The sequence below is a fragment of the Pseudomonas sp. CROZ-RG-20F-R04-15 genome, from assembly GCF_022662375.1.
Lineage (GTDB): Bacteria > Pseudomonadota > Gammaproteobacteria > Pseudomonadales > Pseudomonadaceae > Aquipseudomonas.
In genome coordinates this window covers 284,052-298,183 of record NZ_JAKNQL010000003.1, presented here as the reverse complement: position 1 = coordinate 298,183, position 14,132 = coordinate 284,052, and the positions used below count along the sequence as shown (strand labels likewise).

Annotated in this window: 12 protein-coding genes and 1 pseudogene; 6 read left to right on the top strand and 7 right to left on the bottom strand. The window is 59.1% G+C overall.

Annotated features, from left to right (window positions below):
* Nucleotides 1–3 precede the first annotated feature (3 nt).
* From L8H52_RS07470 to L8H52_RS07450, 5 genes and pseudogenes are all read left to right on the top strand, one after another.
* The gene (locus L8H52_RS07470) at nucleotides 4–894 is read left to right on the top strand and encodes a LysR substrate-binding domain-containing protein (protein ID WP_242206454.1); all 891 of its coding nucleotides are present in this window, start codon (nucleotides 4–6) and stop codon (nucleotides 892–894) included.
* Between the two features lie 7 nt (nucleotides 895–901).
* A pseudogene (locus L8H52_RS30495) lies at nucleotides 902–997 on the top strand (metal ABC transporter ATP-binding protein); the annotation flags it as partial.
* Nucleotides 998–1,086: 89 nt separating this feature from the next.
* On the top strand, nucleotides 1,087–2,583 hold the full coding sequence (locus L8H52_RS07460; RefSeq protein ID WP_242206452.1) for a helix-turn-helix transcriptional regulator: 1,497 nt from the start codon (nucleotides 1,087–1,089) through the stop codon (nucleotides 2,581–2,583).
* Between the two features lie 138 nt (nucleotides 2,584–2,721).
* Nucleotides 2,722–2,979, top strand: a complete 258-nt coding sequence (locus L8H52_RS07455) for a DUF1652 domain-containing protein (RefSeq protein ID WP_242206450.1) — start codon at nucleotides 2,722–2,724, stop codon at nucleotides 2,977–2,979.
* An 854-nt stretch (nucleotides 2,980–3,833) separates the two neighbouring features.
* The gene (locus L8H52_RS07450; RefSeq protein ID WP_242206448.1) at nucleotides 3,834–4,484 is read left to right on the top strand and encodes a trimeric intracellular cation channel family protein; all 651 of its coding nucleotides are present in this window, start codon (nucleotides 3,834–3,836) and stop codon (nucleotides 4,482–4,484) included.
* Nucleotides 4,485–4,610: 126 nt separating this feature from the next.
* On the opposite strand, the gene L8H52_RS07445 is transcribed toward L8H52_RS07450, so the two are convergent.
* Nucleotides 4,611–5,378, bottom strand: a complete 768-nt coding sequence (locus tag L8H52_RS07445) for an SDR family oxidoreductase (RefSeq protein ID WP_034152479.1) — start codon at nucleotides 5,376–5,378, stop codon at nucleotides 4,611–4,613.
* 22 nt (nucleotides 5,379–5,400) lie between these two features.
* The gene (locus tag L8H52_RS07440) at nucleotides 5,401–6,468 is read right to left on the bottom strand and encodes a phosphotransferase family protein (RefSeq protein WP_150648404.1); all 1,068 of its coding nucleotides are present in this window, start codon (nucleotides 6,466–6,468) and stop codon (nucleotides 5,401–5,403) included.
* Between the two features lie 190 nt (nucleotides 6,469–6,658).
* Here L8H52_RS07440 and L8H52_RS07435 point away from each other — a divergent pair, with 190 nt between their 5' ends.
* The gene (locus L8H52_RS07435) at nucleotides 6,659–7,054 is read left to right on the top strand and encodes a DUF4280 domain-containing protein (protein WP_007911072.1); all 396 of its coding nucleotides are present in this window, start codon (nucleotides 6,659–6,661) and stop codon (nucleotides 7,052–7,054) included.
* Between the two features lie 229 nt (nucleotides 7,055–7,283).
* On the opposite strand, the gene L8H52_RS07430 is transcribed toward L8H52_RS07435, so the two are convergent.
* From L8H52_RS07430 to tssH, 5 genes are all read right to left on the bottom strand, one after another.
* Nucleotides 7,284–7,826 carry a toxin-antitoxin system YwqK family antitoxin gene (locus L8H52_RS07430; protein WP_242206447.1) on the bottom strand — a complete coding sequence of 181 codons (543 nt, stop codon included), beginning with the start codon at nucleotides 7,824–7,826 and terminating at the stop codon, nucleotides 7,284–7,286.
* Nucleotides 7,827–7,838: 12 nt separating this feature from the next.
* Nucleotides 7,839–9,848, bottom strand: a complete 2,010-nt coding sequence (gene tssI / locus L8H52_RS07425) for a type VI secretion system tip protein VgrG (RefSeq protein ID WP_242206445.1) — start codon at nucleotides 9,846–9,848, stop codon at nucleotides 7,839–7,841.
* Nucleotides 9,845–10,831: a LirA/MavJ family T4SS effector gene (locus L8H52_RS07420; RefSeq protein WP_242206442.1), complete on the bottom strand. Its 987-nt coding sequence runs from the start codon at nucleotides 10,829–10,831 to the stop codon at nucleotides 9,845–9,847. The genes tssI and L8H52_RS07420 overlap by 4 nt, the downstream gene beginning before the upstream one ends.
* A gap of 76 nt (nucleotides 10,832–10,907) precedes the next feature.
* Entirely contained in the window at nucleotides 10,908–11,531 is a 624-nt protein-coding gene (locus L8H52_RS07415) for a hypothetical protein (RefSeq protein WP_242206439.1), read from the bottom strand.
* A gap of 58 nt (nucleotides 11,532–11,589) precedes the next feature.
* Nucleotides 11,590–14,130, bottom strand: coding sequence for a type VI secretion system ATPase TssH (gene tssH, locus L8H52_RS07410; RefSeq protein ID WP_242206438.1), 2,541 nt, complete (start codon nucleotides 14,128–14,130; stop codon nucleotides 11,590–11,592).
* Between the last annotated feature and the right edge of the window lie 2 nt (nucleotides 14,131–14,132).

The following is a 14,132-nucleotide window of genomic DNA, read 5'->3' as shown; positions in this document are numbered from 1 at the left end:
GCCATGGACTTGCGCCTGCTGCGGTACTTCATGGCACTGGCCGATGAGCTGCATTTCGGTCGCGCCGCCGAGCGCTTGCATATCTGCCAGCCACCGCTGAGCCAGCAGATTCGTTTGCTGGAGGAGGAACTGGGCACACCGCTGTTCGAGCGCAGCCATCATCGGGTCGAACTGACAGCGGCGGGGCAGATGCTCAAGGAGCAGGCACCGCTGGTGTTCGAACAGCTCGAACGGGCGCTGGACCTGACGCGGCAGACCGGGCGCGGGCAATTGGGCGAGCTGGAAATCGGCATGATCAGTTCGGTGATGGTCGGCGTGCTGCCCAAGGCCTTGCACCTGTTTCGCGAGCGCTATCCGCAGGTCAATTGGCGCTTGCACGAGATGACCCCGGCGGCACAGGTCAAGGCGTTGAAGGAGAAGCGTATCGATGCCTGCGTGTTTCGCGTCGGTTATGACGATCCGCTGTTGCGCAATGAATTGCTGATCTACGAGCCGATTCATGTGGTGATGCCGGCGGATCACCCACTGGCGCAGCGCGAGGTGCTGGCCCCGGCGGATCTGGCGCAGGAGCCGTTTGTGGCGCTGGAGTTGAAGCAGTCGCGGTTCGCCAATTTTCTCTATCAGTGCTGCATTCAGGCCGGGTTCACCCCGCAGATTCGTCAGCAGGTGATTGAGGTGCAGACCTTGCTGAGTCTGGTGCGAGCCGGTTTTGGCGTGGCGCTGTTACCGGCGTCCATTGAGCAATTGGCGCCGGCGGGGCTGGTGTTTCGGCGGTTGACGCCGGCGTTGCCGGAGGTGCCGTTGTATGCCACCTATCGCGCGGATGATGCTTCGCCAGTGCTCAAACTGTTTCTCGACACCCTGCGTGAGTTGAAAACCCCATCCCCCGGTTGATCACGTTATCCCTGTGGGAGCGAGCCTGCTCGCGAAAGCGCAGTGTCAGTCGGCATCTGCTTCGAATGACACACCGCCTTCGCGAGCAGGCTCGCTCCCACAGGGGAATGGTGATCGGGTAGAAGTAGTCGGCACGATCCGAGGGCGCTGCGGTCGTACTCTTCACATGGGCGTATCACTTGTGGAGATCCAATGAGCCAGGAAGTCCTGACCACCGAAACCAACCGCCGCCAGTTGCAGCAGATCATCGCCGGGCTGTCCGACGGGGTGATTCTGCTGGAGCTGGATCAGAGCATTCTCTGGGCCAACGAAGCCGCGATGGCCATGCACGGTGTCAGCCGGATCACCGATCTGGGCCACAATGCCGACGAATACGCCAAGAAATTCAACCTGCGCTATCGCAATAATCACTCGATCAGCGCCGAAAACTACCCGATCAGCCGGGTAGCGCGCTGTGAGAGTTTCAATGACGTGCTGATCGAAGTGTCGCCGACCGATGATCCGGAGCGCATCTGGGTGCACAGCGTGCGCAGCATGATTCTCACCGATCGCGAAGGGCAGCCCGAGTCGCTGGTGCTGATCATGAGCGACGTCACCGACTGGGCCAACGCCGAGCAGCGCTTCGAAAAGACCTTCAATGCCAACCCGGCGCCGGCGGTGATCTGCCGTCTCAGCGATCTGCGCTACATCAAGGTCAATTCGGGGTTTCTGGACATGACCGGGTACACCCGCGAACAAGTGATCGGCACCTCGGCCTATGAGATCGACATCTTTGAGCAGGCGGAGAAAAGGGATCTGGCGATTCAGCGTCTGCGCGATATCGCGACCATTCCGCAGATGCAGTCTGAATTGCGTCTGCCTGATGGCGGCAGCAAGCAAGTGATCGTGGCCGGCCAGCCGCTGACGCTCAACGATGAGGATTGCATGCTGTTTTCCTTCGTCGACATGGAACCGAGGCACAGGGCCGAGGTGGCGTTGCGTCAGAGCGAGGAGCGATTTGCCAAGGCCTTTCGCCTGACGCCGATGCCGATCCTGATTTGCAGTGCCGATGAGCAGCAGGTGATCGACGTCAATCAGGCGTTCCTCGAAACCCTGGCCTACGACAGCGAAGACGTGCTCGGCAAAACCGTGACGCAGCTGGATTTCATCGATGACAGCGGTGCGCGCACGCGCTTGCTGACCGCTCTGGCGAAAAACGGTCGGGTGGATCGGGTGGATGTGCGGGTGCGCAAGAAGGATGCGGAACTGCTCGAATGTGCGCTGTCGGCCGACACCGTGAATATTCATGACATGCCGTGTTATTTGCTGGTGTTGATGGACATCACCGAGCGCAAACGCACCGAGCTTGAGCTGGTGGCGGCGATTGAAGAGGTGATGAAGGACGCTTCCTGGTTCAGTCGCACGCTGATCGAGAAACTGGCCAATGTGAAGAAGGTCAATTCGCCGCAATTGCCCAGCGTGTCGTTCACCGATCTGACGGCGCGCGAGCGTGATGTGCTGGGGTTGATCTGCGAAGGGCTGGCGGACAAGGAGATTGCGGCGCGGCTGAAACTGGCGCCGAATACGGTGCGTAATCATGTGGCGACGGTGTATTCCAAGCTTGATGTGCACAGCCGCAGTGAGGCGATTGTCTGGGCGCGGGAGCGTGGGTTGTTTTCCGGTGGCGCGGAGGGCAAGGGGCAGCGATAGGGGTGCAAATGCACTAGTGCGCATGGTGCAATTTGGTGTGTTGATGCCGGGTGACTGTTCTTAGTCTGGTGGGGTGCGGTGCGAGCCTTTTGAGGTTTGTGGTCGCGTCCCTTCGAAGTTGTTAAAGGAACAGCCGCAATGATGAATCTTGCGCAGTTGCGCGCGCAGCTTGAGCGTAGTTTTTCGCCGCTGGCGTGTGAGTGTCTGGTGGATGGTGATCATTCGCTGACGGTGAAGCTGTATCACCCGGTGTCGGGGCAGGTGGATCTGGTGATCAGTGGGTTGAAGCTTGATGCGTTGCGTACGGCTGAGTCGGTCGAGGCGTTGGTTGAAGAGTTGCGGTATGAGCTTGAGAGCAACTCTTTGCGTTCTTCTCGGGATCCGGATTTGGTTTAGGGGTTGGGTTTGGGTTTGGGTTTGGGTGTATATCCGTTTTTAGGGTGTTGCGGATTACGGTTCCGCCCTTACGGCGGGTCACTTTTTCCAGACGCCGAAAAAGTAACCAAAAAGGCTTTGCCCTGACGTTCGGCCCTCGCTGTGGCTCGGGTTCCTTCGTTCCGGGATCGATCCGGGGGCAGCGCCTACGGTTTGCTTCGCTGCACCTCCTCTCGCTGTGTTTGGCTGCGCCAAACGGTCGCTGCGCTCCCACCCCGGATCAATCCCTCCACTCAGCCTGCCGACGGGCTTTAAGATCAAGAGCTGCAGCCGAGCTAACGCTCATCCTGTTGAGTGGTGAGAAGCGGATGCGGTTTGCTTTTGCTTTTCTGTAGGAGCGAGCCTGCTCGCGAAGGCGGCCTGACAGCCGACCAATATCTTCCAGATATACATGATCCCTGTGGGAGCGAGCTTGCTCGCGAAGGGGCCCTGTCTGGCAAAGCACATTTCAAGTTGCCAATCCTCTCGAATCCGAACGCAAAATCGACAGCCACTTTCTCCCGATCCGGCCGATTCACTGGCGCTTGCAGAGCGCTCGGCTATAAAGAATGAGTGGTCAGGTCTTCCGTGGTCGGTTCGGTTGCGGGAGTGGCTCTTCCATTTATCGCGGGTCGTCCTATGAACAATCCTGGGAAACGCGTGTTGCCGTTGGCTTTTTTTACCGTTTTGCTGGCGGGGTGTGCCAGTCCGCCGCCGCCTCCACCTGCTGCACCGCCTCCGCCACCGGAACGTACATGTCAGGTCCTCGAAAATACTGAGGTCGCCGGTGACATGTATGTCGATGGGCAGGTCACTCGACACATCACGACCACCCGTTGCGTCACGCAATAGCACCGGCGGGGCGCAAGTCCCGGGTTGAGCGGATTGTGCTGGTGGCCGACCTCGCCGGCACGGCGGTGTTTGCTGTCGAGGGTGCGATTGCGGCGATGCGCAGTCAGCTCGATCTGCTCGGGGTGATGGTGATTGCGTTCATTGTCGCCCTCGGCGGCGGGGTCACCCGTGATCTTTTGATTGGTGCGACGCCACCCAATGCCGTGGCCGATTGGCGTTACCCGGCGCTGGCGTTTGTCATGGGTGGGCTGGCGTTTGTCTTTCATGAACAAGTGTTGGGCTGGTCTGGATCGACGCTGATTGTGCTGGATGCAGCGGGCCTGGCGCTGTTTGCCGTGGCGGGTGCGCAGAAGGCGTTGAATTTCGGCATCACGCCGTTTGTGGCGATGTTGATGGGCACGATCACGGGCGTTGGCGGCGGGGTGATTCGCGACATTGTGCTGGCGCGGATTCCGGTAGTGTTGCAGGCGGATCTGTATGCCAGTTCGGCGTTTGTTGGCGCGGCGGTGTTGATCGTCGGGCGCAGGCTGGGTGTTTCGCCGGTGGCGGCGGCGCTGTTGGCCGGGGCGGCGTGTTTGATCCTGCGATTGCTTTCGGTGCATTTCGGCTGGCAACTACCGAAAGTCATTGTCTGATACACAATTCCTGTGGGAGCGAGCTTGCTCGCGAAGGGGCCATGTCAGCCAACATATTTGTTGAATGGCATACCGCATTCGCGAGCAGGCTCGCTCCCACAAGGGGTTATGCGTTAGCAGTGGGTATCAGGACAGGAACCCGCCATCCACATTCAGCGCAACGCCCGTGGTGTAGCTCGACGCATCACTGGCCAGGTACAACACTGCGCCAGCCATTTCACTCGGATCCGCCACACGCTTGAGCGGAATCTGCGTCAGTGCTTGCTTGAGGATCGCATCGTTCTTCACCAGTGCTGAAGCGAATTTGGTGTCGGTCAGGCCCGGCAGCAGGGCGTTGCAGCGGATGCCGAACTGCGCGCATTCCTTGGCAAACACCTTGGTCATGTTGATCACCGCCGCTTTGGTCACCGAGTAGATGCCCTGGAAAATCCCTGGCGAAATACCGTTGATCGATGCGACGTTGATGATGCTGCCGCCACCGTTTTCGCGCATCAGCTTGCCCGCTTCAACCGACATGAAGAAGTAGCCGCGAATGTTGACGTCGACGGTCTTCTGGAACGCGCTCAGGTCAGTATCCAGCACGTTGCAGAATTGCGGATTGGTCGCGGCGTTGTTGACCAGAATGTCGAGGCGGCCGAACTGTTCCTTGATCCCGGCGAAGACCTGGCTGATCTGCTCCATCTCACCGATGTGGCAGGCCACCGCAGTGGCTTTGCCGCCAGCGGCGATGATCGCGTCGGCGACATGCTGGCAGCCGTCGAGTTTGCGGCTCGAGACGATCACATGGGCACCTTGCTGGGCCAGCAGTTTGGCGATGGCTTCACCGATGCCGCGGCTGGCGCCGGAAACGAAAGCGATTTTGCCGTCGAGGTCGAACAACTGAGTCTTGGACATAGGGGTTCCTTGGTGTGGGCCGTCAGAGGCTCGATTTCGCGATGACTTGCAGGCTCATCTGCTCCAGCAGTTTGTTCATGTGAATGAACTGCGCGAAGCGTTTGTCCTGGGTCTGGCCGTGATAGAAGCGGTAGTAGATCTGCTGCACGATGCCGGCCAGGCGGAACAGGCCGTAGGTGTAGTAGAAGTCGAAATTGTCGATCTGGATGCCCGAGCGTTCGGCGTAGTAATCGACGAATTCGCGGCGGGTGAGCATGCCCGGCGCGTGGCTTGGCTGGCGGCGCATCAGTTGCACCGGCGCCGGGTCATCGGCCTGAATCCAATAGGCGAGGGTGTTGCCCAGGTCCATCAGCGGGTCACCGAGGGTGGTCAGTTCCCAGTCGAGCACGCCGATGATCTGCATCGGGTTGTGCGGGTCGAGGATGACGTTGTCGAAACGGTAGTCGTTGTGGACGATGCTCGACGTCGGGTGGTCGGCCGGCATTTTGTCGTTGAGCCAGGCTTTGACCTTTTCCCAGTGTGGCGCATCGGGGGTCAGGGCTTTCTCGTAACGCTCGCTCCAGCCTTTGATCTGGCGGGCGACATAGCCTTGCGGTTTGCCCAGATCGCCGAGGCCGCAGGCGTTGTAGTCAACGCGGTGCAGTTCTACGAAGCGGTCGATGAAGCTTTTGCACAACGCTTCGGTTTTTGCCGAATCGAGGCCCAGCTCCGGCGGCAGTTCCGAGCGCAGGATGATGCCGTTGACCCGTTCCATCACATAGAACTCGGCGCCGATTACCGATTCGTCGGTGCAGTGCACGTAGGCTTTCGGGCAATACGGGAAACCGTCGCGCAATTGATTGAGGATACGAAATTCACGGCCCATGTCGTGGGCGGATTTGGCCTTGTGGCCGAACGGCGGGCGGCGCAGGACGAATTCCTGTTCCGGGTATTCCAGCAGGTAGGTCAGGTTCGACGCACCGCCGGGGAACTGGCTGATCGCAGGTGTGCCGCTGAGGCCCGGAATGTGCGCCTTGAGGTACGGATCGATCAGGCTGGCATCGAGTTCTTCGCCAGAGCGGATACGGGTGGACTGGTCAGTAAGCGCCATGCTTATCCCTTCTGCTTATTTTGGAGGCCAGACATCATTGGCTAATCTAATGGGGCGCTCGGGCGGTCACAAGCGCGGGTCGGTCTTATAGGTTAGCGTGTTGCCGGATAATCACCTTTGGGAATGTGCGCGACGGGCTGCGGCAGACTAAGGTTTAGCAGGTATGCCATGGTCGCAAAGGAGCGTTGAAATGGGCTGTCCGCAAGTCTGTGCCACGGCCACGTTGCAATGCAGCTTCGGCGCCGCGCCGTCGATGCTCAATGTGTTGCCGGTTAACCGCACGCTGACCGGCGGGATGCCGGCGGCGAACATCATGGATCACATTCCGCTGGTCAATATCCTGCCGTTCGGGGTGTGCATGAGCATGGCTAATCCGATGGTCGCCGCGGCCACCGCTGCGGCGTTGGGGGTGTTGACGCCGATGCCGTGCATTCCGGCGACGGCGACGCCGTGGATCCCCGGTGGCGCGCCGACGTTATTGTTGGGCGGGATGCCGGCGATCGATGCCAACTCGACGTTGATGTGCAACTGGGCGGGGGTGATCAAGATTGTCGTGCCGGGGCAGATGCAGATGCTGATTCCCTGAACCGCTGAACCCTCACCCCAGCCCTCTCCCGGAGGGAGAGGGGGCCGACCGAGGTGTCTTGCGCTGTACATCGACCTGAACGACCGAGTCGATTATCAGCTCTGCGCATCGAACCGAGTTGATTTTGGATTCACTGCATATCTTTCACGTCGGCGAACCTCTTCAATCTCCCACAATCGGTCCCCTCTCCCTATGGGAGAGGGCTAGGGTGAGGGGCTCTTCAAGGTTCTCAGACCTGCTGCGGATCCGCCCACTGCCGATACCACCAGCGCACCCGCGAAATCGGTTTGCCATCCGCCCCCAACGGCCGCCCATCCTCGGCAAAACCTTGCTCCGGCTCCAGCAGTTGGCCATTCACATAGCGCGCCTCCAGCGCCGGTTTCCCATTGGGATGAAAGCGCTGATAACGCCCCTCTCGCACGCCATCGCGATAAAACTCCGCCTCCGCCACTTGCCCATCCGGGAAGTAATTCAACGCTTCGCCGTGCAGCAACCCGCGCCGATACGTCGCCTTGCGCTGCAGAAAACCCTCAGGCGCATAAAAACTGGCGACCCCTTGCAACTTGTCGCGCACAAACGGCATCTGCGCCGAGACCTTGCCGTTGGGGTGATAAAGCAGCGATGTACCTTGCAGTTCGCCCTGGCTGTAATTCAGGTCCGCCTGTTTGCGCCCGTCATCCTTGATGTTCAACGGCCCCTCTAGCTGACCGTCCTGCAAGCGCCCCTTGATTTGCTTGTCGTCCTGCTGCAGATCCAGCGGTGTAATCGCCATGGCTGCTCCTTGTCAGTTGACCTGCACCAGACCACCCTTGATGGTCAGCATGCCGCCGCCATCCACGGTCTGCGAGGCTGCGCCCTTGTTGGTCAGGCTGATGCCGGCGTCGTTGGTCAGGGTTGTTCCGGCCTTGTTGTCCAGAGACGTGCCGGCCTGATTGGTCAATGCGGTGCCGGCCTTGTGCGTGATCGAGGTGCTGGCGGACGTCGCCAGATCGGCGCCGCTCTTGATCGTGAAGCTGCCGCCACTTTGCAGGGTCAAGGTGCCGCTGACCTTGATCGTCAGGTTGCCATCCACCGTCAGGCTGTAATCGCCGCTGACCTTGTCGGTGTAGTTACCACCGGTGCTGTGATTCTGGTCGGCGCCAACCTTGACCGTGCGCGTGTCCTTCACATCGAGGCAGTCGCTGCCGGTCTGGATCGTCACGCTGCGTTTGCCTTTCTCCAGCGTCACGGTCTCGTCGCCGTCCTTCACCGTGCGGGTGCGGGCGTTCTGCACTGTGAGCGTTTCATCGTGACCGACGGTGGCCGTGGTGTCGTTGAGCACGTTGATATTCAGATCCTTCTGCGCCTGCAAAAACACTTCTTCCGCGTCCTTCTTGTCCTCGAAGCGCAGTTCGTTGAAACCGCCACCGCCCTTGGACGATTGGGTCTTGATCCCCGATTGCGTCTGATTGGCTGGCAAGGCATAGGGCAGGGCGTTGTCGCCGTTGTAGACGCAACCGGTCACCAGCGGCCGATCCGGATCACCGTCGATAAACGTAACGATGACCTCCTGACCGATGCGCGGAATGAACTGCATGCCGAAGCCCTTACCGCTCCACGGCAGCACCACACGCACCCAGCAGGAACTGGTTTCGTCATTCTTGCCGTCGCGATCCCAAGGGAACTGCAACTTGATCCGCCCGTACTCATCGGTCCAGATTTCCTCGCCAGATTTACCGACGACAATTGCAGTCTGCGGGTGCATGCGCGGTTTTGGCGTGAGACGTTGTGGACGGAATGGCGTGGCTTTGGGGATCGCTTCGAAGCGGTTGCGATAACCTTCGTGGCTGGCGTCATGGGTGACTCGCGTCACCACCCAATCGATGTTCAGGCTCGCATCGTCATGCTCGTCGAGGGTGAACCAGTGGCCGGGAATCAGCCAGCGGCAGTCGCTTTCACCGACAAAGCGTTTCTCCTCGCTGCGCAAGCCGTCAACCCGCTGCTTGGTCAATGTATCGCCGCGTGCCTTGGCGGTATAACCGCCCGGATGCTCGTACATCGACAGCGGCCCGGCCACCGCTTCAGCCTGCCCGTACAGTGAGGTGGTCGGTGTGGTGAACTCATAATCCGTCGCCCGATAGACCCCGGCTACCGCTTGCAGACACACCTGCCCGGAGCGGATCCCATGCAGTTCACGCTCGCCCAATCCCTGGCCCAGGTACTTGACCGTCGGCCCGTTGGGCATTTGTACGAAGGCGTCGTTGCTGTCGCCGAGCACTAGCGTGTGCTTACCGGCGTCATGGGTGAAAAACCAGAAGATGCCTTCTTCCTCCAGCAGCCGTGAGACGAAGGCGAAATCGGTCTCGCCGTACTGAACGCAGTAATCACGCGGGGTGTAACTGCCGGTCAGCGACAGCTTGAAATCGCTGAAGCCATGGGCCTTGAAAATCGTCGTGACGATGTCCGAGGTGGCGAGGTTCTGGAACACGCGGTTATTACTCGCCAGCGTCAGCCACCAGAGCCAGGGTCTTAGTACCAGTTGATAGCGCTCGGCCGTGGCGTCGGCAGGCAACTGGCGGATCTCGGCGACCAGCGCATCGAACGGGCGCAGTTGCGCGTCGTTGTGAAACGTCGTGGTGACGTGTGTGGCGACGGCGCTGGTCAAGGTCAGGGACGCACCGTCATTGAGGCCGCCGAGGGTTTGCGAACCGAGTGCATTGAGGGCTTCTTCACCGGATAGCGATTCGGGATAAAGCGCCGACAATGAAGTCGCGGAGAGGGACAGGCTGGTGTTGCTGTCGGTGGAACGCGTCACTCGCTGCCCCCGGTTTTTTCGTTCATGTAAATGAAACCTGGAGCCTGGTGATAATTGACAGCAATTTTTGATCGGTCACTGAAAGGGTTGTCATGTGCCACTGCGGATCTTTTCAATCGTGCCTCACTGAACTTCGTGGTGCCACGGGCCCAGTCGGGAGTCAGTTCGGGGGCAGTGATCTTTTTAAAATCGACAGTCGCGGCACCACCACTGTTGGGTTTTAAAACGACCCAGTTTCGATGTTTATAGCGACGGCTCAGATAGTCAGAAATGAAATGACCTTTGAGCGGAGCGAGTTTTTTTGAGTACCCCAGCAAATGGCGTGTCACGTTATTAGGCGAGCGATAGGTGTCAGTTGTCAGAACATCACCTCTTGCGCCGCCGCCATCTAACGGAAAACAATCGACCAATAGTTGCCAAAGATTAATGCCGAATTTTTTGTCGACCCAACTGTAGTAGTCCACCGATCTTGCGTAGAGTTCTGCAATAGGCGACGTGGTTTTTCCTGTCAACTCTCTGGCCAGTACCAGCCACTGCAAACTGTGGCTATGCTCACCATGATCCGTGGCAATGACGTCTTTCCAGAATATTTTGTGTCTTATCAGATAACCGATATACGGATCGGACTCGGTGAGTTTTACCGACAGTGGGACTGTATTGAAGTCAGTCTCGGCAACCAGTCCCTGCTGGAAAGTGAACTGGTACTGGTGGGCCACCAGGCTCAATGCCCGAGTGAACAGGTTCCCAGGCGGTTTCGCCTTTCCAGGTGTCACATCGGTCTGCAGGGTGAACATGCGATAGTGGCTCCACATCAATGCGGAGAGTCGACTGAGCGCGGGCTCGAACTTCTGTTTGTTCTCCAGAAAATCAAAAATCAGGTCGTAGTCAGCGCGGTCTGTTTCTGGGGTAGCGGCCGCTCTGCTGCGATCCTTTTCTGGTTTTTTTTCGGTCAGAACAAAATTCATTTCACTGGGAACCGGCATGTTGAAATCCTCTTGGGGCTATTTCCGGCTTCACCAGGTGTTAAGTGCTTTTTGTCTTTCTGGCGGTGTCCGGCCTTCAAAACATATTGGGGTTTGCGTTGCGTGCGCCATTACAAGGAGGACACAGCGGCCTGACATTGGTGATGTCATTACGCAGGACTTCGATTAAATCAAACTCCTTGGCCGCCGCCGCTATCCCCGTTGTGATGGGGAAACTCACCGTTATTTTTCGACTGATAGGGTTGTAGGTGTAATTTGCTTCGACGACTCTGCAATCGACCTGATGAGGCGCGACCAAAATTGTGCCCTCATCAAAGACCTTCCAGTTTGTGCGCAGGCCATCCCGCCCTAACGGTCCCCGACTATTTTTGTAATTCATCTGGCACGTGTTACCCACAAATACGGGCAGCATTGAGCCTAGGGTATAAAGGAAGGCGCCGTTAAGTGTGGCTTGAGGAATTCTGTGATCAATTTGAGCGCAGTCCAGCGGTAGCGCTCTGGCCCCACACTGACCTTCGCACTTGAACGCATCCCAGTTGAACTGGGATTCAAATTGACGCTGACCCACAAACGTCGCGACTGGCACTCCCAGTTTCGTCATGATTGCGCAAACGGCTTGCCAGTTGTTTCTCACCATCGTTTGAGTGTTGTCCCAATCCACTCCTCCCATTGGCCCAATAAAGAAAATTGCCGGAATCATGATGGGTCTCCTTGGTTTCTTTGCTCCGTTCGGGCAGTTGATGGAGGTGTTTTGGAGGTCACTCCAACACCCACTCCGCCAACTTCCCCGTCACCTGCGTCATCAACACATTCTCGACATCCCGCGCACCTGCCGCGCTGCACTTGGCGAGCACTGCTTTGACAATCCCTGAATCAAACTCGAATTGCTTGCCCGTTGCCGCCTTATAACGGCCACGCAGTTTTTCCAGCTTGGCCAAGACAATCCCTTCCAGCGTCGCCTCATCCAGCGGCCGATACGCGACCACGGTCATGCGCGCCAGAAACGCCGGGCGGAAGGCTTGCAGCAAGACTTTATGCAGCGCTTCGTTGAAAGCTTCGGAGCCGAGTTGCGCAACCGGTGTGTCGAGTAAAAGCTCAGCGCCGACATTGCTGGTGGCGAGCATCACGGTGTTCTTGAAATCCACCACCAACCCGGTGCCGTCCTCCATCAAGCCTTTATCGAAGACGTTGTAGAACGCTTCCAGCACATCCGGATGGGCCTTTTCGATCTCATCCAGCAACACCACCGAATACGGTTTGCGCCGCACGGCTTCGGTCAGCACGCCGCCGCTGCCATAACCGACATAACCCGGTGGTGCGCCTTTGAGTTGGCTGACGGTGTGGGCTTCCTGATATTCGGAAAGATTGATGCTGATCAGGTTGCGTTCGCCGCCGTACAACGCATCGGCCAGGGCATAAGCGGTTTCGGTTTTACCGACGCCGGTAGGGCCGACCAGCAGGAACACACCCACTGGTTTTTGCGGATCGGTCAGTCCCGCGCGGTAGGCCTGCAAGCGTTGGGCGATGGTGTTGAGTGCGGTGCTCTGGCCCATCACCCGTTGGCCCATACGCGTGCCGAGTGTGCGCACGGCGTGGGCTTCGTCGGCGAGCATTTTGCCGACGGGGATGCCGGTCCAGCCGGCAATCACGGCGGCGACGGTTTTGGTGTCGACCTGTTCGGGCACCAGTGGATCGTCCTGGCGAATCGCATCGAGGCCGGCCTCCAGTCGCAGCAGTTCGGCGGCCAGATGATCGATGCGGCTGTCGGTGGCTTCATCGGGTTTTTCGCTGTCGGCGCGTTCGCTCAAATCCAGCAGTTCACGGCGGGTATCGAGCAGTTCGCGCACGGCGACGCGCTCTTCGCTCCAGCGGGTTTCCAGTTCGCGAATCGCCTGCACGTTGGTCTTCGATTCACTTTCCAGCAGCGTGATGCGTTCACGGTGGTCCAGCCCGGTGGCCTGTTCACGGCGCAGGCGTTCGACTTCTTCTTTCAGGCTTTGCTGGCGATGACGCAGGCTCTCCAGCGGTGGCGGCACATCGTGCTGGCCGAGGGCGACCCGGGCGCACGCGGTGTCGAGCACGCTGATGGCTTTGTCCGGTAACTGGCGGCCGGAAATGTAGCGATGCGAGAGTTTTACTGCCTCATGAATAGCGGCATCGAGCACCTGCACGCCATGATGCTGTTCAAGTTTGGCGGCCACGCCGCGAAGCATTTCCACCGCCGTGATTTCGTCCGGCTCTTCTACCTGTACCAGCTGAAAGCGGCGGGCGAGGGCCGGGTCTTTCTCGAAATATTTTTTGTATTCCATCCACGTCGTGGCGGCGAGGGTACGCAGTTCACCCCGAGCCAGCGCTGGTTTCAGCAGGTTGGCCGCATCGCTGCCACCCTCGGCACCGCCAGCGCCGATCAACGTATGCGCTTCGTCGATAAACAGGATGATCGGCTTGTCGGCACTGCGCACTGCATCGATAACGCCCTTCAAGCGCTGTTCGAATTCACCTTTGACCCCGGCACCGGCCTGCAACAGACCGAGGTCGAGCACGCGCAAACTGACCTCCTGCAACGACGGCGGCACATCACCGGCGGCGATGCGCAGGGCCAGACCCTCGACCACGGCGGTTTTACCCACGCCCGGGGCACCCACCAGAATCGGATTGTTTTGTCGACGGCGCAGCAGAATGTCGATGCACTGACGGATCTCACCGTCGCGACCCACGATCGGATCAATGCGCCCGGCATGAGCGTCGGCCGTCAGATCCTGGGTGTATTGATCGAGCACCGAGTCCTGGCGCGGTGCAGGATTGGCCGATGAACCCTTGCGCGCACCGACATGCTCACGAGAGTTTTCCGTCCATTCCAGCAGATTCGCGCGCAGCGCTTCTTTGGGAATCCGCAACAACGATGAGGCGCTGTTGAGCAACAAGCTGCGGCGCTCGTCGCGATCGATCAACGCCAGCAACAGCAACCCGGAACGAATACTGTCGAGCCCCAACACACTGGCCTGGACCACCGCATCTTCGAGCAAGCCAAGGGTGTGCGACGACAGCGCCGGCGTGCGCGTACTGCCCGCCTTGAACAGGTCCAGCGCCTTGTTGATCTCAGCCGTGAGCGCATCACGTTCCAGGCCGAAACGCGGCAGCAGAAAAGCAAAGTCACCGCCCTCGATGTCGAGCAGTTCGAGCAACAGATGTTCGATCTCGACAAAGTGATGCCCGCGCTGCAAACAGCGCTGTGCGGCGCGTTCGAGGGCGCGGCGGTTGTCCGGGTTGAGGCGTCCGATCAGGCTGGCCAGTTCCATGT

What these genes read in the sequence shown, in the direction of transcription:
- L8H52_RS07435 (WP_007911072.1), top strand. Translation starts at nt 6,659, where the DNA reads ATGGGCTGTCCGCAAGTCTGTGCCACGGCCACGTTGCAATGCAGCTTC.
- L8H52_RS07460 (WP_242206452.1), top strand. Translation starts at nt 1,087, where the DNA reads ATGAGCCAGGAAGTCCTGACCACCGAAACCAACCGCCGCCAGTTGCAG.
- L8H52_RS07415 (WP_242206439.1), bottom strand. Translation starts at nt 11,531, where the DNA reads ATGATTCCGGCAATTTTCTTTATTGGGCCAATGGGAGGAGTGGATTGG.
- L8H52_RS07445 (WP_034152479.1), bottom strand. Translation starts at nt 5,378, where the DNA reads ATGTCCAAGACTCAGTTGTTCGACCTCGACGGCAAAATCGCTTTCGTT.
- tssH (WP_242206438.1), bottom strand. Translation starts at nt 14,130, where the DNA reads ATGGAACTGGCCAGCCTGATCGGACGCCTCAACCCGGACAACCGCCGC.
- L8H52_RS07455 (WP_242206450.1), top strand. Translation starts at nt 2,722, where the DNA reads ATGATGAATCTTGCGCAGTTGCGCGCGCAGCTTGAGCGTAGTTTTTCG.
- L8H52_RS07440 (WP_150648404.1), bottom strand. Translation starts at nt 6,468, where the DNA reads ATGGCGCTTACTGACCAGTCCACCCGTATCCGCTCTGGCGAAGAACTC.
- L8H52_RS07420 (WP_242206442.1), bottom strand. Translation starts at nt 10,831, where the DNA reads ATGCCGGTTCCCAGTGAAATGAATTTTGTTCTGACCGAAAAAAAACCA.
- L8H52_RS07470 (WP_242206454.1), top strand. Translation starts at nt 4, where the DNA reads ATGGACTTGCGCCTGCTGCGGTACTTCATGGCACTGGCCGATGAGCTG.
- L8H52_RS07430 (WP_242206447.1), bottom strand. Translation starts at nt 7,826, where the DNA reads ATGGCGATTACACCGCTGGATCTGCAGCAGGACGACAAGCAAATCAAG.